The 22,856-nt window shown below is 70.8% G+C and carries 22 protein-coding genes; 13 read left to right on the top strand and 9 right to left on the bottom strand.

Annotated elements, in window-relative coordinates:
- Positions 1–342 (bottom strand): hydroxyisourate hydrolase, encoded by a 342-nt coding sequence (uraH, locus tag ACO2Q3_RS14610; RefSeq protein ID WP_423307709.1) that lies wholly within the window; start codon positions 340–342, stop codon positions 1–3.
- A 111-nt stretch (positions 343–453) separates the two neighbouring features.
- Between uraH and puuE the strand changes: the two genes are divergently transcribed.
- From puuE to ACO2Q3_RS14590, 4 genes are all read left to right on the top strand, one after another.
- On the top strand, positions 454–1,365 hold the full coding sequence (gene puuE, locus ACO2Q3_RS14605) for an allantoinase PuuE (RefSeq protein ID WP_423307707.1): 912 nt from the start codon (positions 454–456) through the stop codon (positions 1,363–1,365).
- A 147-nt stretch (positions 1,366–1,512) separates the two neighbouring features.
- Positions 1,513–2,001: a 2-oxo-4-hydroxy-4-carboxy-5-ureidoimidazoline decarboxylase gene (gene uraD / locus ACO2Q3_RS14600; RefSeq protein ID WP_423307705.1), complete on the top strand. Its 489-nt coding sequence runs from the start codon at positions 1,513–1,515 to the stop codon at positions 1,999–2,001.
- Positions 1,998–2,996, top strand: coding sequence for an allantoicase (gene alc, locus ACO2Q3_RS14595; protein WP_423307703.1), 999 nt, complete (start codon positions 1,998–2,000; stop codon positions 2,994–2,996). Before uraD ends, alc begins: the two co-directional genes overlap by 4 nt.
- A complete protein-coding gene (locus tag ACO2Q3_RS14590) occupies positions 2,993–3,646 on the top strand; it encodes a class I SAM-dependent methyltransferase (protein WP_423307701.1) in 654 nt (217 codons plus the stop codon). Before alc ends, ACO2Q3_RS14590 begins: the two co-directional genes overlap by 4 nt.
- Before the next feature lie 213 nt (positions 3,647–3,859).
- On the opposite strand, the gene ureG is transcribed toward ACO2Q3_RS14590, so the two are convergent.
- The 7 genes from ureG to ACO2Q3_RS14555 are packed head-to-tail and all read right to left on the bottom strand — an operon-like array spanning position 3,860 to position 8,913.
- Complete coding sequence (gene ureG, locus ACO2Q3_RS14585; RefSeq protein ID WP_423307699.1) at positions 3,860–4,486, bottom strand: urease accessory protein UreG; 627 nt, start codon at positions 4,484–4,486, stop codon at positions 3,860–3,862.
- Positions 4,483–5,184 (bottom strand): urease accessory protein UreF, encoded by a 702-nt coding sequence (locus tag ACO2Q3_RS14580; RefSeq protein WP_423307697.1) that lies wholly within the window; start codon positions 5,182–5,184, stop codon positions 4,483–4,485. The genes ureG and ACO2Q3_RS14580 overlap by 4 nt, the downstream gene beginning before the upstream one ends.
- On the bottom strand, positions 5,126–5,683 hold the full coding sequence (locus tag ACO2Q3_RS14575) for an urease accessory protein UreE (RefSeq protein ID WP_423307695.1): 558 nt from the start codon (positions 5,681–5,683) through the stop codon (positions 5,126–5,128). The genes ACO2Q3_RS14580 and ACO2Q3_RS14575 overlap by 59 nt, the downstream gene beginning before the upstream one ends.
- Positions 5,684–5,685: 2 nt before the next feature.
- The gene (ureC, locus tag ACO2Q3_RS14570) at positions 5,686–7,410 is read right to left on the bottom strand and encodes an urease subunit alpha (protein ID WP_423307693.1); all 1,725 of its coding nucleotides are present in this window, start codon (positions 7,408–7,410) and stop codon (positions 5,686–5,688) included.
- Entirely contained in the window at positions 7,410–7,715 is a 306-nt protein-coding gene (locus tag ACO2Q3_RS14565) for an urease subunit beta (protein ID WP_423307691.1), read from the bottom strand. The genes ureC and ACO2Q3_RS14565 overlap by 1 nt, the downstream gene beginning before the upstream one ends.
- Before the next feature lie 13 nt (positions 7,716–7,728).
- Complete coding sequence (locus ACO2Q3_RS14560) at positions 7,729–8,031, bottom strand: urease subunit gamma (protein ID WP_423307689.1); 303 nt, start codon at positions 8,029–8,031, stop codon at positions 7,729–7,731.
- A 6-nt stretch (positions 8,032–8,037) separates the two neighbouring features.
- Positions 8,038–8,913, bottom strand: a complete 876-nt coding sequence (locus ACO2Q3_RS14555) for an urease accessory protein UreD (RefSeq protein ID WP_423307687.1) — start codon at positions 8,911–8,913, stop codon at positions 8,038–8,040.
- A 208-nt stretch (positions 8,914–9,121) separates the two neighbouring features.
- Between ACO2Q3_RS14555 and ACO2Q3_RS14550 the strand changes: the two genes are divergently transcribed.
- The 3 genes from ACO2Q3_RS14550 to upp are packed head-to-tail and all read left to right on the top strand — an operon-like array spanning position 9,122 to position 12,242.
- A complete protein-coding gene (locus ACO2Q3_RS14550) occupies positions 9,122–10,378 on the top strand; it encodes a GTP cyclohydrolase II (RefSeq protein WP_423307685.1) in 1,257 nt (418 codons plus the stop codon).
- A gap of 7 nt (positions 10,379–10,385) precedes the next feature.
- Entirely contained in the window at positions 10,386–11,597 is a 1,212-nt protein-coding gene (locus tag ACO2Q3_RS14545; protein WP_423307683.1) for a DUF1688 family protein, read from the top strand.
- A gap of 15 nt (positions 11,598–11,612) precedes the next feature.
- A complete protein-coding gene (gene upp, locus ACO2Q3_RS14540; protein WP_423307681.1) occupies positions 11,613–12,242 on the top strand; it encodes a uracil phosphoribosyltransferase in 630 nt (209 codons plus the stop codon).
- Positions 12,243–12,256: 14 nt separating this feature from the next.
- Here the strand turns inward: upp and ACO2Q3_RS14535 are convergent, their stop codons facing one another.
- The gene (locus ACO2Q3_RS14535) at positions 12,257–13,054 is read right to left on the bottom strand and encodes an SDR family NAD(P)-dependent oxidoreductase (protein WP_423307679.1); all 798 of its coding nucleotides are present in this window, start codon (positions 13,052–13,054) and stop codon (positions 12,257–12,259) included.
- Between the two features lie 187 nt (positions 13,055–13,241).
- Here ACO2Q3_RS14535 and ACO2Q3_RS14530 point away from each other — a divergent pair, with 187 nt between their 5' ends.
- The 6 genes from ACO2Q3_RS14530 to ACO2Q3_RS14505 all read left to right on the top strand — a co-directional run bounded on the left by ACO2Q3_RS14530 (position 13,242) and on the right by ACO2Q3_RS14505 (position 22,823).
- Positions 13,242–14,651: a cytochrome ubiquinol oxidase subunit I gene (locus ACO2Q3_RS14530; RefSeq protein WP_423307677.1), complete on the top strand. Its 1,410-nt coding sequence runs from the start codon at positions 13,242–13,244 to the stop codon at positions 14,649–14,651.
- Entirely contained in the window at positions 14,648–15,661 is a 1,014-nt protein-coding gene (gene cydB / locus ACO2Q3_RS14525; protein ID WP_423307675.1) for a cytochrome d ubiquinol oxidase subunit II, read from the top strand. Before ACO2Q3_RS14530 ends, cydB begins: the two co-directional genes overlap by 4 nt.
- 319 nt (positions 15,662–15,980) lie before the next feature.
- Positions 15,981–16,592 carry a TetR/AcrR family transcriptional regulator gene (locus tag ACO2Q3_RS14520; protein ID WP_423307673.1) on the top strand — a complete coding sequence of 204 codons (612 nt, stop codon included), beginning with the start codon at positions 15,981–15,983 and terminating at the stop codon, positions 16,590–16,592.
- Between the two features lie 304 nt (positions 16,593–16,896).
- Positions 16,897–18,048, top strand: a complete 1,152-nt coding sequence (locus ACO2Q3_RS14515) for an efflux RND transporter periplasmic adaptor subunit (protein WP_423307671.1) — start codon at positions 16,897–16,899, stop codon at positions 18,046–18,048.
- A gap of 110 nt (positions 18,049–18,158) precedes the next feature.
- The gene (locus tag ACO2Q3_RS14510) at positions 18,159–21,383 is read left to right on the top strand and encodes an efflux RND transporter permease subunit (protein ID WP_423307669.1); all 3,225 of its coding nucleotides are present in this window, start codon (positions 18,159–18,161) and stop codon (positions 21,381–21,383) included.
- Positions 21,384–21,395: 12 nt separating this feature from the next.
- A complete protein-coding gene (locus ACO2Q3_RS14505) occupies positions 21,396–22,823 on the top strand; it encodes an efflux transporter outer membrane subunit (protein ID WP_423307667.1) in 1,428 nt (475 codons plus the stop codon).
- Positions 22,824–22,856 lie beyond the last annotated feature (33 nt).

Genomic DNA, 22,856 nt, shown 5'->3' with positions numbered 1-22,856 from the left:
TCAGCTGCCGCGGTAGGTGGAATAGGCGAACGGGCTGACCAGCAGCGGCACGTGATAGTGCGCGGCCGGTTCGGCGACGCCGAAGTCGATGCCGACGGTCTCCAGGAAGGCCGGTTCGGGCAGGGCGACCCCCAGCCCGCGGAAATAGGCCCCGACCTCGAACTCCAGCCGGTAGGCGCCCGCCGCCAGGTCGTCGCCGGCCAGCAGCGGCACGTCGACCCGGCCGTCGGCGTTGGTGCGCGTCTCGACCAGCACCGCGCCATCCCGTTTCAGGCGCAGCGCGACGCCTGCCGCCGGCCGGCCGTGCATGGTGTCGAGGACGTGGGTGGTAAGACCGCTCATGAGGCTTTCGTGACCGCGAGCCGACCAGAATCCGCCGACGCGACGGCAATTGCAACTTTCACCCCGCCTTGCGACGGTGCGCGCCCGATTTTTGCTTAGTAAGCAGCCCTGATGAGTTCAGACGCCTATCCCCGCGATCTGGTCGGCTACGGCCCGGTCCCACCCCACGCCGACTGGCCCGGCGGCGCGCGCATCGCCGTGCAGATGGTGCTGAACTACGAGGAAGGCGGCGAGAACAGCATCCTGCACGGCGATCCGGCGTCCGAGAGCTTCCTCTCCGACATGATCAATCCGGCGCCGGTGGTCGGCGCGCGGCACATGAGCATGGAGCAGATCTACGAGTATGGCGCCCGCGCCGGGGTCTGGCGGCTGCTGCGCCTGTTCGACCGCTACGACGTGCCGGTGACGGTGTTCGGCGTGGCGATGGCCATGGAACGCAATCCCGCCGCCGTGGAGGCCATGCTGCAGGCGGGGCACGAGATCGCCAGCCACGGCTGGCGCTGGATCAACTACCAGGACGTGCCCGAGGCGATCGAGCGTGAACACATGGCCCGCGCCATCGAGATCCACACCCGCCTGACCGGCGAGCGGCCGCTGGGCTGGTACACCGGCCGCACCAGCCCCAATACCCGTCGCCTGGCGGCGGAAGAGGGCGGCTTCCTCTACGACGCCGACGACTATTCCGACGATCTTCCGTTCTGGACGCTCGAGGCCGGCCGGCCACACCTGATCGTCCCCTATACGCTGGAGGCCAACGACATGCGCTTCTCCGGCACGGGCCTGAACACCGGCGAGCAGTTCTTCAGCTACCTGAAGGACGCCTTCGACGTGCTCTACGCCGAGGGGGCCGAGCGGCCGAAGATGCTGTCGATCGGCCTGCACTGCCGGATCGTCGGCCGGCCGGGCAAGATGGCCGGCCTGGAGCGCTTCATCCGCTACGCCCTCGGCCACGACGACGTCTGGTTCTGCCGCCGCCTGGACATCGCCCGCCACTGGCGCGCGCGTCATCCGTACGGGGGCTGACATGGCTTGCCCAGCGATTCTCCTCCCCCCCTGGGGGAGGGGGACCCCGAAGGGGGGGAGGGGGCTTCCGCTGGACGCCGGCGGTCGGTTCTTCGCTGGAGCCCCCATCCCCCGCTTCGCGGGCACTTCCCCCAGGGGGGGAAGAGAATGACTCCGGACCGCGCAACCTTCCTCGCCCGCTACGGGGGTGTCTACGAGGCGTCTCCCTGGGTGGCCGAGGCCGTCTGGTCGCGGGTGGCCGACGGGACGATCGCCGATCTGCAGGCCCTGAAATCGGCGATGGCGGACGTCGTCGACGGGGCCAGCCACGAGGCCCGAATGGCGCTGGTGCGCGCGCACCCGGAGCTGGCCAGCCGTGCGCGCATGGCCGACGCCTCGGTGCGCGAACAGTCCGGCGCGGGGCTGGACCAGTGCTCGGCGGAGGAGTTCGCCGCCTTCCAGCGCCTCAACGCCGGCTACAACGCCCGCTTCGGCTTTCCCTTCATCGTCGCGGTGAAGGGCCTGACCCGCGGCGACATCCTGGAGCAATTCAAGTTGCGACTTAACAACGACGCGGAGGTGGAATTCCGCACGGCGATGGCGCAGATCCACCGGATCGCCGGCTTTCGCCTGGACGACCTGGGGTTCGGCGCATGAGCCTGTTCGACGACCTGCGCGGCCGCTACGTCGACCTGGCCCAGCCGCGCCTGGGCTCGGCGGTGGTCTACGCCACCGATGACTTCTTCGCCGACAAGAGCCGGCTGATCAGCCCGGCCGAGCCGGTGTTCATCCCCGGCAAGTACGACGACAACGGCAAATGGATGGATGGCTGGGAGAGCCGGCGCAAGCGCACGCCCGGTCACGACTGGTGCGTGGTCGCGCTGGGCGTGCCGGGGATCGTCGCCGGCTTCGAGATCGACACGCGGCACTTCACCGGCAACTTCCCGCCCGGCGCCATGGTCGAGGTGTGCCGCTCCCGCGACGAGCTGCCGGGCGACGACGCCGGCTGGCTCGCGCTGACGCCGCGGCTCGACCTCAAGGGCGACGACCGGGCCTGGGTTGCGGTCGACCACGCCGAGCCCGTGACCCATGTGCGGCTGCACATCTATCCCGACGGCGGCGTCGCGCGGCTCAGGGTCTGGGGCCGGGTGGTGGCGGACTGGTCGACGACGCTTCCCGGCGACGTGGTGGACCTGCTGGCCATGGCCGCCGGCGGGCGCGGGGTGATCGCCAACAACGAGCACTACGGCCGGGTCGAGAACCTGACGGCGCCCGGGCGCGGGGTCGATATGGGCGACGGCTGGGAGACCCGCCGCCGGCGCGAGCCGGGGCACGACTGGGCGGTGCTGGAGCTTGGCGCCGCGGGGATCGTCGAGGAGCTCGAGGTGGATACCGCCCACTTCAAGGGCAACTACCCTGACCGCTGCTCGGTGCAGGCGGCGCTGACGGCCGACGGCGCGCCCGAGGCGATCGCCGCCGCCGCCGAGGCCTGGCCGGAACTGCTGCCGGAGACGAAGCTGCGGGCCGACCACGTGCACGTGTTCCGCGGGCTGGCGCCGCTCGGCCCGGTGCGGTTCATCCGGCTGAACATCTTCCCGGATGGCGGCGTCAGCCGGCTGCGCGTGCGCGGACGGCTGGCGGCGGGCGGATGACCGAGAACGCCACCGCGGACGTCGCCAGCTTCATCCGCGAGCGTATGCCGCTGACCGCGGTTCCCGGCCGGCCGGACCTGCGGCTGCATCGCGCCACGCCAGCCAGCGGCCTGGGCCGACTGGCCGCGGCCGACGCCGAGCGCTTCGGCTCGCCGTACTGGGCCTATGCCTGGGGCGGGGGATTAGCCCTGGCGTTGCATCTGGCGGCGGAGCCCGGGATAGTCGCCGGCCGGTCGGTGCTCGATCTCGGCGCCGGCTCGGGACTGGTGGCCATCGCCGCGGCGAGGGCCGGCGCGCGGTCGGTGCTGGCGGCCGACACCGACGCCTACGCCGTCCAGGCCATCCCGCTGAACGCCGCCGCCAACGGGGTGGATGTGAAGGTCGTTGCCCGCGACCTGACCGCCGGCGATCCGCCGAACGTGGAGGTCGTGCTCGTGGGCGACCTGTTCTACGCCCGCGATCTCGCCGAGCGGGTGACCGGCTTCCTCGCCCGCTGCCGGGCGGCTGGGGCGCTGGTGCTGGTGGGCGATCCGGGCCGGGCCTTCCTGCCGCTGGACCGCCTGACGCCGCTGGCCGAGTACCCGGTGGCCGACTTCGGCGACGCACCGGCGTTCGGGACGGCGCTGGGGCAGGTGTTCGCGTTCGACTAAGTTGGAGGGCGGCCGAACCCCTCACCTTCCCACGCGCCTTGCTGCCGCACGCCGCGCGGGCCCCTCCCTCTCCCTGTGGGAGAGGTGAAGGACTGGGGCGCCGCGAGCGATTGATCTTATTGATCACGCTGGGAAAACCACCTCTCCCGTAGGGAGAGGGAGGGGCCCATGGCGCAGCCATGGGAAGGTGAGGGGTTCCGCCGTTCGGCCCTGCTAAGCCGCAACCTCACGCGGCGCCGGCAGGCCGCCGGCCCGCACCAGGAAGGCCTCGATCTCGTCCACCCCGACCTGCCGGTTGAGGTCGGTGAAGACGTAGGGCCGCTCGCCGCGCGCCCTGGCGGTGTCGGCGCGCATGACGGCAAGGTCGGCGCCCACGTGCGGCGCCAGGTCGGTCTTGTTGACGATCAGCAGGTCCGAGCGGGTGATGGCCGGGCCGCCCTTGCGGGGGATCTTCTCGCCCTGGCAGACGCTGATCACATAGAGGCTGAGGTCGGCGAGGTCGGGGGAGAAGGTGGCGGCCAGGTTGTCGCCGCCGCTCTCGATGAAGATCACGTCCAGGTCGGGAAAGCGCCGGTTCATCTGGGCGATGGCGGCCAGGTTGATCGAGGCGTCCTCGCGGATGGCGGTATGCGGACAGCCGCCGGTCTCGACGCCCAGGATGCGGTCCTCCGGCAGCGCCTGCACGCGCGCCAGGATCATGGCGTCCTCCTGGGTGTAGATGTCGTTGGTGATCACGGCCACCGACCAGCGGCCGTGCATGCGCCGGCACAGCTTTTCCACGAGGGTGGTCTTGCCCGAGCCCACCGGCCCGCCGATGCCGACGCGAAGCGGTCCCTTCATGTGATGAAAATCCTTGTGGACAGGGTTTCGTGGCGCATGGCGGCGATGTCGGAGACCAGGCTTGCGGCGCCCAGGTCGTCGAGGGTCGAGGCCGCGGCCCGTTCGGCGGTGGCCAGCAGCAGCGGGGCCAGGCCGGCGATCACCGCCACGCCCTGGGTCTGGCCCAGCGGAACGAAGCGAACGGCGACGCTGACCAGGTTGGCGGCGAAGGCCTGCAGCCAGGCGGCCAACGCCGGCCGTAGCGGCACGCCCGCTGCGCCGCACACAGCGCCCACGGCCACCGGATAGGCGATTGGGCCGAAGAGCGGCGTCTGGCCCCAGGCCCCGGCGGCGATCAGGAAGGCCTCGCCCTGGCTCAGGGTTTCGCGGCGGCGCTCCAGCGAGGGGCAGAGCGCCTGCGCCAATTCGGCGACCTCGGCCAGGACGGAAGCGTCGCCCGCGGCGCGCCAGGCGGCGGCGAACAGCACCGCGTCGGTCCAGGCGGAGCCGAACTCCACCAGACCGCTGATCCAGGCCGTCAGGGCGTCGGGGTTCGCCACGACGCCGTCGACGATCACCGTCTCCAGCCCGTGCGAATAGGAGAACGCCCCCACCGGGAACGCTGGCGACAGCCAGGTCTGCAGGCGCAGCAGGTGGGCGTCAGTGATCATGACCGTGGTCATGCTGGGGGTCGTGATGGTGGTGATGGCCGTGGTCATGGCCGTGGCCATCGTGGTGATGGCTGTGATCGTGCGGCCCGTGATCGGGAGCATGGTCGTGGTAGGCGCCACCCTCCGGATCGAACGGCGCCTCGACCTCGGTGACCTCCGCGCCCAGGTGCTCCAGCATGTGGCCGATCACGGGATCGCGCCGGATCAGGATCACGTCAGCCTTGAGGGCGGCGGTCAGGTGCCGGTTGCCAATGTGCCAGGCCAGGCGCAGCAGCGCCTCGGGGCTGGCCGCGCGCACGGCCATCAGCGGCTCCGGCCTGGCGACCACACGCACGTACCGCCCGCGCCCGATGGCGAGGCCGTCGCCATCGCGCAGGTGCTGCGCCTGGTCGAGATCCAGCAGATAGGCGGCGCCCGAGGTTCCGGTGAGCACGATCCGGCGGCGGTGACGGCCGTCGTAGTCGAGCACGGCTTCGTCGACCGTCTCGCCGCTCCAGGTTCCGGCCGGCGCCACGCCGGCGATGGGGATGGGATTGGGCTGGGTCATGCTCAGAACAGGAAATAGCGCTGGGCCATGGGCAGCACCTCGGCCGGTTCGCAGGTCAGCACCTCGCCGTCGGCGCGCACGACGTAGGTCTCGGGATCGACCTCGATCACCGGGGTGGCGCTGTTGTGGATCATCGAGGCCTTGGAGAGACCCCCGCGGACGTTGCTGACCGCCAGCAGCTCCTTCTCCAGGCCCAGCCGGCCCTTCAGATCCAGGTCCATCGCCCGCTGCGAGACGAACGTCACCGAGGTGCGGGCCAGCGCCCGCCCAAGCGCGCCGAACATCGGCCGGTAGTGGACCGGCTGCGGCGTCGGGATCGAGGCGTTGGGGTCGCCCATCGGCGCGGCGACGATCATCCCGCCCAGCAGCACAAGGTCCGGCTTGACCCCGAAGAAGGCTGGCGACCACAGCACCAGGTCCGCCCGCTTGCCGGCCTCGACGCTGCCGATGTGGGCGCTGACCCCGTGGGCGATGGCCGGGTTGATCGTGTACTTGGCGATGTAGCGCTTGATGCGCGCGTTGTCGGCCAGACCTTCGCTTAAGGGGCCATCGCCGGGCAGGGCGCCGCGCTGACGGCGCATCTTGTCGGCAGTCTGCCAGGTGCGGATCAGCACCTCGCCAACCCGCCCCATGGCCTGGCTATCGGACGAGATGATCGAGAACGCCCCCAGGTCGTGCAGGATGTCCTCGGCGGCGATGGTCTCGCGCCGGATCCGGCTCTCGGCGAAGGCCACGTCCTCGGGGATCGACGGGTCCAGGTGGTGGCAGACCATCAGCATGTCGAGATGCTCGGCCAGGGTGTTGCGGGTGTAGGGCCGGCTCGGATTGGTGGACGAGGGGATGACGTTGCTTAAGCCCGCCACCTTGATGATGTCCGGCGCATGGCCGCCGCCGGCGCCCTCGGTGTGGAAGGCGTGGATGGTGCGGCCCTTCAGGGCGGCGATGGTGTCCTCGACGAAGCCGCTCTCGTTCAGGGTGTCGGTGTGGATCATCACCTGCACGTCGTGATCGTCGGCCACCCCCAGGCAGCAGTCGATGGCCGCCGGTGTGGTGCCCCAGTCCTCGTGCAGCTTCAGGGCGCAGGCCCCGGCCTCGACCTGTTCCACCAGCCCCTCGGGCAGGCTGGCGTTGCCCTTGCCGGCGAAGCCGATGTTCATCGGCAGGCCCTCGGCCGCCTCGATCATCCGCGCCAGATGCCAGGCGCCCGGCGTGCAGGTGGTGGCGTTGGTCCCGGTGGCCGGCCCCGTGCCCCCGCCCAGCAGGCAGGTGACCCCGCTCATCAGCGCCTCCTCCACCTGCTGCGGGCAGATGAAGTGGATGTGGCAGTCCATCGCCCCGGCCGTCAGGATCTTGCCCTCGCCGGCGATGATCTCGGTGGCCGGGCCGATGACGATGTCGACGCCCGACTGGGTGTCCGGATTGCCGGCCTTGCCGATGCGGGCGATGCGGCCGTCCTTCAGGCCCACATCCGCCTTCACGATGCCCCACCAGTCGATGATCAGGGCGTTGGTGATGACCGTGTCCACCGCGCCGGCCGCGCGGGAGACCTGCGACTGGCCCATGCCGTCGCGGATCACCTTGCCGCCGCCGAACTTCACCTCCTCGCCATAGGTGGTGAAGTCCTTCTCCACCTGGGCGAACAGCGCGGTGTCGGCCAGGCGCACGCGGTCGCCCACCGTCGGGCCGAACATGTCGGCATAGGCGGCGCGGGGCAGGCGGGCCGGCATCAGAGGTCTCCCATCACGGCGCCGCGGAAGCCGTAGGCGCGGCGCAGGCCGCCGATCGGGACCAGGCTCACCTCGCGGGTCTGGCCGGGCTCGAAGCGCACGGCCGAGCCGGCGGCAATGTCCAGCCGCTGGCCGCGCGCCGCCTCGCGGTCGAAGGCCAGCGCCGGGTTGGTCTCGAAGAAGTGGTAGTGGCTGCCGACCTGGATCGGCCGGTCGCCGGTGTTGGCCACGGTCAGCACCGTCACCGGCGCGCCGGCGTTGAGCTCGATCTCGCCCTCGGCGGGGATCAGTTCTCCCGGGATCATGGCGTGGGGCCTTTCAGCGGATCGGGTGGTGGACGGTGACCAGCTTGGTCCCGTCGGGAAAGGTCGCCTCGACCTGGACGTCGGGGATCATCTCAGGCACGCCCTCCATCACCTGGTCGCGGGTGATCACATGGGCGCCGGCCTCCATCAGCTCGGCGACGGTGCGTCCGTCGCGCGCGCCCTCGACCACGAAGTCGGTGATCAGGGCGATGGCCTCCGGATGGTTCAGCTTCACGCCGCGCTCCAGGCGGCGGCGGGCGACCACGGCAGCCATAGCGATCAGCAGCTTGTCCTTCTCGCGCGGGGTCAGGTTCACGGCGCTTCAAAGTCTCCAGACACGGGGGCAGGGCTGGCCGTCCCGCAGGATGGCGAGGGCCGGGATCAGGGCGCGGCGCAGGGCCAGGCCATCCTCGGCCACCAGCCGGCAGAACAGCTTGCCGTCGAAGGCGCTGGCGGCGCCGACGCCGGCGATGGCGGCGCGCAGGGGGGCCAGGAAGCGGTCGGCGTCCTGCGCCATCAGCAGCAGGGAGGCGAAGGCCCGCGCGCCGCCAAGCAGCGGCGCGGCCGCGGCCGTGGCGGCGATCGGACCAGCCAGGGCCAGGTCGTCGGCGAACACCAGCCGGCCCTCCCGCCGGATGCGCCAGCGGTCACGCAGTTCGCCGCGGCGGACGGTCTCGTTCATGGCCGTGCGGCCCAGGATCACCGCCTCGACGGCGAGCAGCGTCGCATCGGCCGCCAGGTCGACGTCCAGCCGCCGGGCCAGGGCCGCGCCGTCGAACAGGATGGTCTCCTGCGGCAGCCAGTCCAGCCGGGCGCCGGCGCCGACCGACAGCCGGGTCTCCACCTCGGCGCGCCCGGCCTCGGCGCGGTACAGCTTCTCGCAGGCCTGGGTGGTGAGGGTCAGGCGGGTTCCCGCAGCAGCGTCGGCATTCCAGCTCAGGCGATCGCCCCCGGTCAGCCCGCCCGCAGTGTTGATCAGCACGGCCTCCAGCCCGTGCGCCGCCGCGTCGCGCGGCAGGCGGATCTTGCCGCAACCGTCCTGGTGCAGACGATCCAGCCGGGTGACGAGGCCTTCAGCCCCAACGCCCAGCTTGACGCTGATCCGCCCCAGCCCCCTGGCGCGTTGCAGACTCGCCTCCGGACCCGGCCGTTCGGCCGCTCGGGTGTCGGGGATGGACAGGGCCGGCTTGAGGATCACCCGGGCGAGCCTGGAACGCCGGTCGTGGGTTGTCCAGGCCGCCTCGCCGCGCCGCAGCCCCCGGTCCGGTCGCGCTCAACAATTGGGCGCCGGCCCGCCACGGCCCATAAGGGCTTGCCAAGGTTCAGGTTTGGGGATCACTCTCCCGTCTCAAAGGCTCCTCGCCGGCGAAACCGGTGATGGGGCCTTTTGCTTTTGGAGGCTGCCCATGTCCGGCAACAGGACATCCCATATCCGGCTGACGTCGCATCCCGGCGGCGGGTCCACCGGCCGGTTCCCGATCCACTGGTACGGCAAGACGGCCGCCGAGCGCGGCCCGGTCGTGGTCACCAGCAACGCCGGTCCCGATCGCAACGCCATCGGCGCCCACGGCGGCGCCTATTCGATCTATCGCGCCCTGGCGATCAGCGCCGGCGCCCTGGACCCGATGGTCCGGCCGGAGCTGGTCAACACCTTCCCCGCCGCCGAGATCGGACCGCATGCTCAGTGGTCGGAGCCCGGCAAGATCGTCTCCCTTGATCCCTGGGGCCACCGGGTGGCCGAGGACTTCGCCGCCGAACTGGCCGAGGGCGTCGACATCCGCCCCACCATCGCCGTGACCAAGGCCCGCCTGACCCTGCCGGAGCTGCAGGAGGCCATCGCCAAGGGCCGGCTCGCCGAGGACGGCGAGATCGTCAAGGCCGGCGGCGAGGTGGCGGTGACCAAGGCGGCGCTGGATCCCGTCTGGTATCTGCCGGGCGTCGCCGAGCGGTTCGAGGTGGACGAGCTGTCGCTGCGGCGCACCCTGTTCGAACAGACTGGGGGCATGTACCCGGAACTGGTCACCCGGCCGGACCTGAAGGTGTTCCTGCCGCCGATCGGGGGCATCACCCTGTACATCTTCGGCGATCCGGCGCGCATCGGCGACACCCGCTATCGCCTGACCTGCCGGGTGCACGACGAGTGCAACGGCTCGGACGTGTTCGGCTCGGACATCTGCACCTGCCGGCCCTACCTGACGCACGGCATCGAGGAGTGCGTGCGCCAGGCCCAGGAGGGCGGCGCGGGCCTGATCGCCTACAACCGCAAGGAAGGCCGGGCGCTGGGCGAGGTGACCAAGTTCCTGGTCTACAATGCCCGCAAACGCCAGCCGGGCGGGGACCAGGCGGCGACCTATTTCGAGCGCACCGAATGCGTCGCCGGGGTGCAGGACGCCCGCTTCCAGCAGCTGATGCCGGACGTGATCCACTGGCTGGGCATCCGCCGCATCGACCGGTTCGTCTCGATGTCGAACATGAAGTACGACGCCCTGGTGAACAGCGGCGTGGAGATCGGCGAGCGCGTGCCGATCCCGCCGGAGCTGGTGCCGCAGGACGCCTCGGTGGAGCTGGAAGCCAAGAAGGCCGCCGGCTACTTCACCCCCGAGGCGCCGCCCTCGACAGAGGATCTGACCCGCGTGGTCGGACGCGATCTCAAGGAGTTCTGAGACGGTCGTGGCGAGCCTTGATGTGACGCCGGCGGCCAACGCCGCGGCGAAAAGCCTGCTGTCGGCGCGCGCGGTGCGCGAACGGGCGCATGAGATGCTGGCGCTCGGCCTGGAGGACGGCCTCCCGGCGTGGCGGGTCGACCTGACCCGGCTGGCGACGGCGGCCGATCTCACGGCCGCGACGGTGCGCGACAGCTACCCGGACCTGAAGGTCCCCTTCCACGCCCGCTGGCGGCACTTCTGCGTCGGCGGCCGCGACCTCTGGGCCGAGCGGCTGGCCGCTTCGCCCGGGCGGACGGCGGCGGAGACCGGCCGCGCCGCCTTCGACCTGGCCATCACCTCGGTGCTGCTGGACGCCGGCGCCGGGGCGGCGTGGCGGTTCTCGGACGCATCGAGCGGCGCGGTGCTCGGCCGTTCCGAGGGGCTGGGCGTGGCGTCGCTACGGCTGTTCGAGCGTGGGGCGCTGTCGGCGGATGCGCACGATCCCCTGCGGGCCGACGGCCTGGAGCGGGTCGACGCGGCCATGCTTGGCGAGGCCTTCCAGGTCTCGGCGGACAACCCCCTGGTGGGCCTGGAGGGGCGGGCCAGCCTGCTGCGCCGGCTGGGTCAGGCTGTGGGGCGGCCGGGGCTGCTGTTCGACCGGATGGTCGCGCGCGCTGAAGCTGGGCGGCTGCCGGCGCCGGTGATCCTCAAGGTGCTGCTGGACGCGCTGGGGCCGATCTGGCCCGGTCGGCTCAGCCTGGGCGGCGTTCCGCTGGGCGACTGCTGGCGCCACCCGGCGCTGAAGCGTGACGACGAGACCGACGGCCTGGTCCCGCTGCACAAGCTCTCGCAATGGATGGCCTATTCGCTGATCGAGCCGTTGCAGGCCGCCGGCGTCGAGGTGGTGGAGATCGACGGCCTGACCGGACTGGCGGAGTACCGCAACGGCGGCCTGTTCGTGGACACCGGCGTCCTGGCGCTGAAGGATCCGGCCGACGCGGACCGGGGCCACCCGGTGGATGGACCGTTGGTGGTGGGCTGGCGGGCGCTGACCGTGGCGCTGCTGGACCGCCTGGCGCCGCTGGTGCGCGAGCGGTTGGCGGTGAGCGCTGAGGCCTTCCCCCTGGCGCGGGTGCTGGAGGGCGGCTCCTGGGCCGCCGGGCGGCGCATCGCCCGCGAGCGGCGCTCGGACGGGGGGCCGCCGATCGCCGTCATCAGCGACGGCACCGTATTTTAGCGGAGACTTGAATAGATGCAGGGCGTCACCGTCGTCGACCACCCGCTGGTGCAGCACAAGCTGACCCTGATGCGGCGCAAGGACACCTCGACCAAGAGTTTCCGCGAGCTGCTGCGCGAGATCGGCGGGCTGATCTGCTACGAGGTCACCCGCGACCTGCCGCTGGGCGACATCGAGGTGGAGACGCCCCTGGCGACGATCCGCTCCCCGGTGCTCTCGGGCAAGAAGCTGGTGCTGGCCGCGATCCTGCGCTCGGGCATGGGCATGCTGGACGGCATGCTGGAGATGGTCCCCGCCGCCCGGGTCGCCCACGTCGGCCTCTACCGCGATCCCGAGACGCTGGAATGCGTGGAGTACTACTTCAAGGTCCCCGCCGGCATCGCCGACCGCGAGGTGATCGTGGTCGACCCGATGCTGGCCACCGGCAACACGGCCATCGCCGCCGTCGACCGGCTGAAGGAGGTGGGCGCCCGCTCGATCCGCCTCGCCTGCCTGCTGGCCGCGCCCGAAGGCGTGGCCAAGTTCCGCGGCTACCACCCCGACGTGGCGATCTGGACCGCCAGCATCGACAGCCACCTGAACGACCACGGCTACATCGTCCCCGGGCTGGGCGACGCGGGCGACCGGCTGTACGGCACGAAGTAGGGGCTGGGCGGCGCCTACCGCGGCGGCATCCGGATCGCCCCGTCGAGCCGCACCACCTGCCCGTTGAAATAGCCGTTGCGCAGCATGGTCAGGGCCAGGTCGGCGAACTCCTCCGGGTGGCCCAGGCGGCGCGGGAAGGGGACCGAGGCGTTGAGGCTCTCCCAGATCGCCGGGCGCCGCTCGCGCACCGACAGCATCGGCGGCGTGGCCATGATGCCGGGCAGGATGGTGTTCACCCGGATGCCTTCGCTGGACAGGTCGCGGGCGATGGTCAGAGTCATGCCGGCGATCGCCGCCTTGGCGGCCGAATAGTTCACCTGGCCGATCTGGCCGTCCTGCGCGGCCACCGAGCCGGTGTTGACGATGGCCCCGCGGTCGCCGTCCTCGCTGAGCGGGTCGAGGGTCAGCATGCCGGCGGCGGAGGCGGTGATGCAGCGGAAGGTGCCGACGGTGTTCAGCCGCAGCACGCGCTCGAAGTCCTCGGCCTTGTGGCGGATGATCTCGCCGGTCTCGCGGTTGCGCGACACGGTCTTGCCGCCCGGACCGCCGCCGCCGGCGCAGTTCACCAGGATGCGCTCCTGGCCGTTGGCCGCGCGGGCCTTTTCGAAGCCGGCGTCGACCATCTCGTCGCTGGTCACGTCGACCTGGCAGAAGGTGGCGCCGATCTCGCCGGCCACCCGCTCGCCGTTGGCGGCGTTGAAGTCGAAGATCGCCACCTTGACGCCCAGCTCGCGCAACGCCGTGGCCGTCGCCCGGCCCAGGCCCGAGGCGCCGCCGGTGACCACCGCCGACAGGGATCCATCCAGTTTCATCGCTTGTTTCCTTCGCCGGCGGGCCGTTCGCCGCCCCTGACCACCCTGGTGGCCCGGCCTGCGCCGCGTAAGGCAAGCGCCGCACGGCGGTTTGCGCAAATCGGCGCCCTGTTTGGGCTAGCCGCGGGGGCGTATCGGCGCGAGCATGCGCGCAGCCGTTGTTGTGCGGCGGCGAGCGGGGGAGACCATGGATCCGCTGATCCTCTCCAGGCTGCAGTTCGTGTGGGTGATCGCCTGGCACATCCTGCTGCCGGCGTTCACCGTGGGCCTGGCCTCGTACATCGCCTTCATGGAGGGGCTGTACTTCTTCACCCGGCGACAGACGTATTTCCGCATCTCCGCCTTCTGGACCAAGGTGTTCTCGATCTCCTTCGGCATGGGGGTGGTCTCCGGGATCATCATGCCGTTCCAGTTCGGCACCAACTGGAGCCGTTTCTCCGACGCCACCGCCAACGTGCTGTCGCCGCTGCTGGCCTACGAAGGCCTGACCGCCTTCTTCCTGGAGTCGGCCTTCCTCGGCGTGCTGCTGTTCGGGCGCAAGCTGGTGCCGCCCTGGCTGCACTTCTTCGCCGCCCTGATGGTGGCGGCGGGCACCCTGTTCTCGTCGTTCTGGATCCTGGCCACCAACAGCTGGATGCAGACCCCGGCCGGCTACGCCCTGGTCGACGGCCGGTTCTTCCCGAAGGACTGGACGGCGATCGTGTTCAATCCGTCCTTCCCGTTCCGGCTGGCGCACACGGTGACCGGCTTCTATGTCACCACCGGCTTCGTGGTGCTGGGCGTCGGCGCCTGGATGATCCGCAAGGGAAAGATCGCCGCCGAGGACGGCCGGGCGATGCTGTCGACCAGCCTGTGGCTGCTGCTGATCCTGGTTCCGCTGCAGATCTTCCTCGGCGACGCCCACGGCCTCAACACCCTGGAATACCAGCCCACCAAGCTGGCGGCGATCGAGGCGCACTGGGATCGCGAGGCGGCCGCGCCGCTGACCCTGTTCGCCATTCCCGACCAGGCGCACCAGCGCAACCTGGCGGCCATCGAGGTCCCGCGCCTGGGCAGCCTGATCCTGACCCACGACCCGAACGGGGTGGTCCCGGGGCTGAAGGACGTCCCGCCGGACCGCTGGCCACCGGTGATCATTCCGTTCTTCGCCTTCCGCATCATGGTGGGGGCCGGCCTCGCCATGCTCGGCCTGGCGCTGCTGGGCAACGCCATGCGGCGCGGGAGCCGGGTCTACGAGAGTGGCTGGTTCCTCAGGCTCGCCACCTGGTGCGCGCCGCTCGGCTTCGTCGCCGTCCTGGCCGGCTGGACCACCACCGAGGTCGGCCGCCAGCCCTGGCTGGTCTACGGGCTGATGCGCACCCGCGACTCCGTCACCCCGTCGCTGACCGGGGCGGACGTGGCTCTGTCGCTCGCGGGATACATGGCCGCCTATCTGATCATGTTCCCGGCCGGGCTCTGGCTGATGGCCCGCGTCGTGCGCCGGGGCATCGGCGGCCAGGACGCCCATGAGCCGGTCCTGGGCGGCCGTCCCGCGGCCCCGATCAGCGCCCTGCCCGGTGCGGCCACCGCCGCCGAGGGCGAGGGGAGCGCGCCATGAACGACTTCATCTTCGACCTGACGCCGATCTGGACCTTCGTCCTGGGCCTGGGCGTGTTCCTCTATGTGCTGCTGGACGGGTTCGACCTGGGGGTCGGCATGCTGTTCAACTTCGCGCCGGACACGCGCGCCCGCAATCTGGTGATGAACTCCATCGCCCCGATCTGGGACGGCAACGAGACCTGGCTGATCCTGGGCGGGGTGGGCCTGATGGCGGCCTTTCCACTGGCCTTCGCGATCATCATCCCGGCGGTGTACTTCCCGATCGCCATCATGCTGCTGGCCCTGGTGTTCCGCGGCGTGGCGTTCGAGTTCCGCTTCCGCGACGCCGATCGCAAAGGCTTCTGGGACCACGCCTTCGGCTACGGCTCGCTGGTGGCCACCTTCGCCCAGGGGGTGGTGCTGGGGGCCTTCATCCAGGGCTTCAAGGTGGAGGGCCGTCACTTCGTCGGTTCCAGCTTCGACTGCTTCACCCCGTTCTCGGCGCTCACCGGCGTGGCGCTGGTGTTCGGCTACAGCCTGCTGGGCGCCGGCTGGCTGGTGATGAAGACCGAGGGCGATCTGCAGGATCAGGCGCGCAGGCTGGGCCGCCGGGCGCTGCTCGGCGTGCTCGCCGCCATCGGCATCGTCAGCCTCTGGACCCCGGCGGTGGACCCCGACATCGCTCACCGCTGGTTCAGCTGGCCGAACCTCGCCTGGTTCGCCCCGGTGCCGGTGATCACCGCCGCCCTGGCCGTGCTCACCTGGTGGTCGTTCGGCCGCAAGGCCGAGGCCCTGCCGTTCCTGGGCGCGGTCGGGCTGTTCGCCATGTCCTACCTGGGGATCGCCATCAGCCTGTGGCCGATGATCGTGCCGCACCACTACACCCTGTGGCAGGCCGCCTCGTCGGAGAGCACCCAGGCCTTCCTGCTGGTCGGCACCCTGTTCCTGCTGCCCGTGATCCTGCTCTACAGCGGCTGGTCCTACTGGGTGTTCCGCGGCAAGGTGCGGGCGGACATCGGGTATCACTGAACGTGTTGGGCGACCTACAGGCCCCCATCTCCACCGTCACCCTCGGGCGTCAGTCCCGAGGGTCCAGGCGCACGTGAGGACGGGGGGCGCGCTTCGAAGGGCGCGCCACGACGGGACGCCGCCGCCGGATCCGCCAAAAAATGTAGCGTCGCTTCGCTCCCGCTCGCGATCCCACGTTCCGTGTTCATGGATCCCCGGGACTGACGCCCGGGGATGACGGTGGAGAAGTGGGGGTGGCGGGACCCACCCGACAAATCCCCTCGCACACAACCGATCGGCCCTGGACGTGGACGGTCCGTCTCCATACATACGGATCGGTATGGAAATCGAGACCGCACATCCGGCCCGCGGGCGGCCGCGCGAGTTCTGCGTCGAGGACGCCCTGGCCCAGGCCCTGCGGGTGTTCTGGAGCAAGGGCTATGAGGGCGCGTCGATGACCGACCTCACCGAGGCCATGGGCATCACCAAGCCCAGCCTCTACGCCGCCTTCGGCAACAAGGAATCCCTGTTCCGCAAGGCGCTGGACCTCTACGAGCGCGACAAGCTGGCGTACATGAAGAACGCGCTGGAGGCGGACACCGCCCGCGGCGTGGCCGAGCGCCTGCTGGAGGGCGCCTATGGCATGCAGATCGAGGACGGCGACCCCAAGGGCTGCCTGGGGGTGATCAGCTCCACGGCCTGCGGCACCGAGGCGGAGTCGATCCGCGAAGAGGTGATCAAGCGGCGGGCGACCTCCGACGCCCTGCTGCTGGCGCGCATGGAGCGGGCCAAGGCCGAGGGCGACCTGCCGGCGCACATCACTGCTGACGGGATCGTGCGCTACCTGAGCGCAGTGTTGCAGGGCCTCTGCATCCAGGGCGGCGCGGGCGCGAGCCCGCAGGCCCTGCGCGACGTGGTCAACACGACGCTGGAGCTCTGGCCCGGGCGCTGAGGCTCTTCTTCTCTTCCCCCTTTGGGGGAAGTACGGCCGAAGGCCGGGAAGGGGGCTCCAGTGGATTGCGGGCTTCGGTGTTTCACTGGAGCCCCCTCCACCGCCTTTGGCGGTCCCCCTCCCCCAAGGGGGGAGGAGATTCGGCTCCGCTGCGCCGCAGCGATCCCTCCCCGGCAAGGGAAAATATTTTATACCGACCGGTATTGAGCGCCTTGCGCCATGGGTCTCGCGCCCTAGATATATACCAACCGGTACGTAATGGGGCCTCCCAAGCCGCCCCAGACGCCTGTTGGGGATCATCCGCATGTCTGTTCTTACCCTTCCGGGTCGCCTGGCGGCCTTTCTTGCTTTGTTGGCTCTTGCCGGTTGCGGCGCCGCCGCCCAGGCGCCCCCCGCGGCCCAGCCGCCGGCCGTGGTCGCCGTCTCCACCGTCGAACTGCGCAGCCTGCCGCAGTGGGACGACTTCACCGGCCGACTGGAGGCGATCGACACCGTCGAGCTGAAGCCGCGCGTCTCCGGCCAGCTGGTCGCCGCGCCGTTCGCCGAGGGCGCGCGGGTGCGCAAGGGACAGGTCCTCTTCCAGATCGACCCGCGCCCGTTCCAGGCCGAGGTCGACCGCCTGGCCGCCGAGGCGAAGCGCGCCAGGGCCCGGGCCGAGTTGGCGATTGCCGACGACGGCCGCGCCCAGCGCCTGCTGGCGCAGAACGCCATCGCCAAGGAGGAGGCCGAGCGCCTGTCGTCCGAGGCCCGCTCCGCCCAGGCCGATCTGGGCGCCGCCCAGGCCGCCCTGCGCGCGGCGCAGCTGAACCTGTCCTTCACCCGCGTGACCTCCCCGATCGACGGGCGGGTGTCCAAGGCGATGATCACCCGCGGCAACCTGGTGACCCCGGCGGACCTGCTGACCACGGTGGTGTCCGACACGCCGATCTACGCCGCCTTCAACACCGACGAGCAGACCTATCTGAAGTACGCCGCCAGCCAGCGCGGCGACGGGGCGCCGGTGTACATGGGGCTGATGACCGAGCAGGGCTTCCCGCACGCCGGCAAGCTGCACTTCCTCGACAACGCCGTGGACGCCCACTCCGGCACCATCGCCGGGCGGGCGGTGTTCGACAACGCGGACGGCGCCTTCACCCCCGGCCTCTTCGCCCGCATCCGCCTGGTCAGCCAGACCTCCAGCCCCGTCGCCCTGGCGCCGGAACAGGCGCTGGGCGCCGACCTGGGTAAGCGTTTCGTGCTGGTGGTGGGGCCGGGCAACCGGGTGATGTACCGGCCGGTGACCCTGGGCCGCGCCGTCGGTGAATACCGCATCGTCACCGCCGGCCTGAACGCCGGCGACCGGATCGTCGTCTCCGGCCTGCAGAAGGTGAAGCCGGGCGACGTGGTCTCGCCGCAGCCCAGCACCCTGAAGCTGAACACCGCCGACCTCGCGAGCCTGGCCGCCGCGGCGGGCTGAGCCCGCCGCTCCCGACCTTTCTCTCCCCTCTTCCCAAGCCCGGAGATCACCGGCCGCAAGGCCGGGCGGCCTCCTGCACCCTGCCTCCTGCAGCCTGATTGGGCCTTCGCATGAACTTCTCGGACTTCTTCATCGGCCGGCCCCGCTTCGCAGCGGTGTTGTCGATCATCATCTTCGTGGCCGGGCTCATCGCCCTGCCGATCCTGCCGATCGGGGAGTATCCCGAGGTGGTGCCGCCCACGGTGGTGGTGCGCACGACCTACGCCGGCGCCGACACCAACGTCATCGCCCAGACCGTCGCCGCCCCGCTGGAGCAGTCGATCAACGGCGTCGAGGGAATGCTCTACCAGTCGTCCCAGTCGACCCCCGACGGGGCCATGGCGCTGACCGTGACCTTCGCCCTGGGCACCGACCCGGACAAGGACCAGGTGCTGGTGCAGAACCGGGTGGCGCAGGTGCTCTCCAAGCTGCCGCCGGAGGTGCAGCGGGTGGGGGTGACCACCACCAAGGCCTCGCCGACGCTGATCGAGGTGGTGCACCTGACCAGCGACGACAACCGCTACGACATGGGCTACCTGGCCAGCTACGCCCAGCTTCACGTCAAGGACGCCCTGGCCCGCAGCTACGGCGTGGGAGACGTGCAGATGTTCGGCCAGGGGCCGTACTCGATGCGCATCTGGCTGGACCCGGAAAAGCTCGCCTCCCGCTCGATGACGCCTGGCGACGTGGTCGCCGCCCTGCGCGAACAGAACGTCCAGGTGGCCGCCGGACAGGTCGGCGCCCCGCCGGCCCCCGGCCAGTCCGAATTCCAGATCTCGGTGAACACGCAAGGGCGCCTGGAGACCGAGCAGCAGTTCGGCGACATCATCATCCGCGCCGGGCCGAACGGCGAGATCAGCCACCTGCGCGACGTCGCCCGCATCGAGCTCGGCTCCGACAGCTACGCCCTGCGCTCGCTGCTGGACGGCAAGTCCGCCATCGCCATGCCGGTGTTCCAGCGCCCGGGCACCAACGCCCTGCAGATGGCCGACGGCGTGAAGAAGACCATGGACCAGCTGGCCAAGGACTTCCCGCAGGGCGTCCGCTACCACATCGTCTACGACACCACCGGCTTCGTGCATGAATCCATCAATGCGGTGATCCACACCCTGCTCGAGGCGCTCGTGCTGGTGGTGCTGGTGGTGATCCTGTTCCTGCAGAACTGGCGCGCCGCGATCATCCCGCTGGCGGCGGTGCCGGTCAGCCTGGTGGGGACCTTCGCCCTGCTGCTGATGCTGGGCTTCGGCCTCAACGCCCTGACCCTGTTCGGCCTGGTGCTGGCCATCGGCATCGTGGTCGACGACGCCATCGTCGTGGTCGAGAACGTCGAGCGCAACATCGCCCTGGGCCTCTCGCCGCCCGACGCCACCCGCCAGGCGATGCGCGAGGTCACCGGCCCGATCATCTCCACGGCCCTGGTGCTGTGCGCGGTGTTCGTGCCCACCGCCTTCATCACCGGCCTGACCGGGCAGTTCTTCCGCCAGTTCGCCCTGACCATCGCCATCTCGACGGTGATCTCGGCCTTCAACTCCCTGACCCTGTCGCCGGCCCTGGCCGCCGTGCTGTTGCGCCCGCACGACGCGCCGAAGGACCGCTTCGAGCGGCTTATCGAGGGCGGGCTGTCGTGGCTGTTCGCGCCCTTCAACAAGGCCTTCGCCTGGATGTCGCAGTCCTACGTCGGCGGCGTCTCGCGGATGCTGGGCCGCTCGTCGATCGCGCTCGCCATCTACGGCGTGCTGATCGCCCTGACGGTGTTCACCTTCGCCAACACCCCCGGCGGCTTCGTGCCCCAGCAGGACAAGCTCTACCTGGTGGCGGTGGCCCAGCTGCCCGACGCGGCCACCATCGACCGCACCGAACAGGTGGTGCGCCAGATCAGCGACATCGGCCTGAAGACTCCCGGCATCACCCATGCCGTCGGCTTCCCCGGCCTGTCGGTGAACGGCCTGGTCAACTCCTCCAACTCCGGGGCGGTGTTCTTCCCGCTCGATAGCTTCGACAAGCGCACCTCGAAGTCTCTCTCCGCCACCGCCATCGCCGACCAGCTCAACAAGAAGCTGGCGGCGATTCCGGACGCCCAGATCGCGGTCTTCCCGCCGCCGCCCGTGCAGGGCCTGGGCAACATCGGCGGCTTCCGCATGCAGATCGAGGACCGCGCGGGCCTCGGGCCGCAGGAGCTTTACGAGGCGACGCAGAAGATCATCGCCGACGCGCAGAAGGACCCGACCCTGACCGGGGTGTTCTCGTCCTACCAGGTCGGGGTGCCGCAGATCCGCGCCGACGTCGACCGCGAGAAGGCCCGGGCCCAGGGGGTGAACCTGACCGACCTGTTCGAGACCATGCAGGTCTATCTGGGCTCGCTTTACGTCAACGACTTCAACCGCTTCGGCCGCACCTATCCGGTGACGGTCCAGGCCGACCAGCGCTTCCGCCTGCAGCCGGACGACATCCTGCGCCTGCAGACCCGCAACGGCGCCGGCCAGATGATCCCGCTGGGCGCCTTCGTCACCACCCACGAGATGACCGGCCCGGAACGCACCGCCCATTACAACGGCCTGCTCACCGCCGAGATCAACGCCGGCCCGTCGCTGGGCCATTCCAGCGGCGACGCGCAGAAGGCGCTGGAGGCCATCGTCGCGCGCGATCTGCCCAACGGCATGGGCTACGAATGGACCGAGCTGACCTACCAGCAGATCCTGGCGGGCAACACCGCGGTGTTCGTCTTCCCGATCTGCGTGCTGCTGGCCTTCCTGGTGCTGGTCGCCCAGTACGAGAGCTGGAGCCTGCCGCTGGTGGTGGTGCTGATCGTGCCGATGTGTCTGCTGTGCGCCCTGGTCGGCGTGCATCTCAGCCACGGCGACGACAATGTCTTCACCCAGATCGGCCTGATCGTGCTGGTGGGCCTGGCCTGCAAGAACGCCATCCTGATCGTCGAATTCGCCCGCGAGCGGGAGAAGGAGGGCGAGAGCCTGCTGCAGGCCGTGCTCGACGCCTGCCGTCTGCGCCTGCGGCCGATCCTGATGACCTCGATGGCCTTCATCATGGGCGTCGCCCCGCTGGTGGTCTCCACCGGCGCCGGTTCGGAGATGCGTCGCGCCATGGGCGTGGCGGTGTTCTCCGGCATGCTGGGAGTGACCCTGTTCGGCCTGGCCCTGACGCCGGTGTTCTACTGGACGATCCGGCGCCTGACCGGCGGCGGCAGGCGCCGCCGGGGCCATGTCTCCGCCAACGACACCACTTCCCCCGGCGCGCCGCCCGCGGCGCCCCAGCCGGCCGCCCTCGCGGCGGCCGAATAGGACCTCAGGACCATGACCCGTCTCTCCCGCATCCTGCTGCTGGCCGGCGCGGCCGCCAGCGTCGCCGCCCAGCCGGCCATGGCCTGGCCCAGCTGGCCCAGGCTCCTGTCTGTCGGGCCGAAGTACCAGGCCCCGGTCGAGGCGCCGGTGACCCTGGTCCCGGCCGATCCGCGCCTTACCGCCCAGCCGGTCGCCCCGGCCTGGTGGCAGGCGTTCGGCGACCCGGAGCTGAACGCGCTGATCGTCCGGGGCCTGGCGGCCAACCTCGACATCCGCATCGCCCTCGACCGGGTGGGGCAGGCCAGGGCCCTGTTCCACCGCAGCCAGCTCGACTTCCTGCCGCATGTGGGGACCGAGGCGACCTATGCCCGCAGCCATGAGCAGCAGCCGGGGTTCACCACCTCGCCGGTGGATGTGGAGCAGGCCGACATCGGCTTCGACGCCACCTGGGAGATCGACATCTTCGGCCGGGTCCGCCACCAGGTGGAGAGCGCCCGGGCCGACGCCGAGGCTGCACGCGAGGACCTGCGCGGCGCCCAGGTGCTGGTCACCGCCGAGATCGCCCGCAACTACCTTCTGCTGCGCGGCGCCCAGGCGCGCCGGGCGGTGGCCGAGGAGAACGCCCAGACCGCCCGCGACACCCTGCACCTGACCCAGGTGCGCACCGAGGTCGGCACGGGCGATCCCGTCGACGTGGAAAGCGCCCGCGCCCGGCTCAACGCCACCGAGGCGGCGATCCCGCCGTTGCGCAGCGAGGAGGCTCAGGCGGCGCACCGGCTGGCGGTGCTGGTGGGCGCGCGGCCGGGCGAGCTCGACGCCGAACTGGCGGCGCCCTCCGCGGGCCTCACCGCCCCGGCGGCGGTGCCGATCGGCGATGCGGCCACGTTCCTGCGCCGGCGCCCGGACGTCCGCGCGGCCGAGCGGCGGCTGGCGGCGGAGACCGCCAACACCGGCGTGGCCACCGCCGACCTCTTCCCGCGCATCAACGTCACCGGCTTCGTCGGCTTCCTGTCGGGCGACGTCTCGTCGCTGTTCAGCAAGGGCTCGCACGCCTGGGCGGTCAGCCCGACCGTGACCTGGCCGGGGCTGGACCTCGGCAGCGCCCACGCCCGGCTGCGCGCCCAGCAGTCGAAACAGGACGAGAGCCTGGCGACCTACGACAAGACCGTGCTGACGGCGATCGAGGACCTGCAGAACGCCGTCGTCGCCTACCGCGAGCGCCAGCTGCAGGTGGTCAGCCTGTCGCAACAGGTGGACGCGGCCCGCAGAGCCGCCGACCTGGCGCAGATTCGCTACAAGGAAGGCCGGATCGACTTCCTGCGCGTGCTCGACGCCGAACGCACCCGCCTGGAGGCCGAAGACGCCCTCACACAGGCGCAGACCAACGCCAACGTCGACGTGGTCTCGATCTATCGGGCCCTCGGCGGCGATGTGACCTGACCCTATTTCGCCCTCCCCCTTGCGGGGAGGGAC

The organism is Caulobacter sp. KR2-114 (assembly GCF_049446115.1).
Taxonomy (GTDB): domain Bacteria; phylum Pseudomonadota; class Alphaproteobacteria; order Caulobacterales; family Caulobacteraceae; genus Acaudatibacter.
Note: the sequence above shows the minus strand (reverse complement) of the source record. Positions and strands in the feature narration are given on the sequence as shown.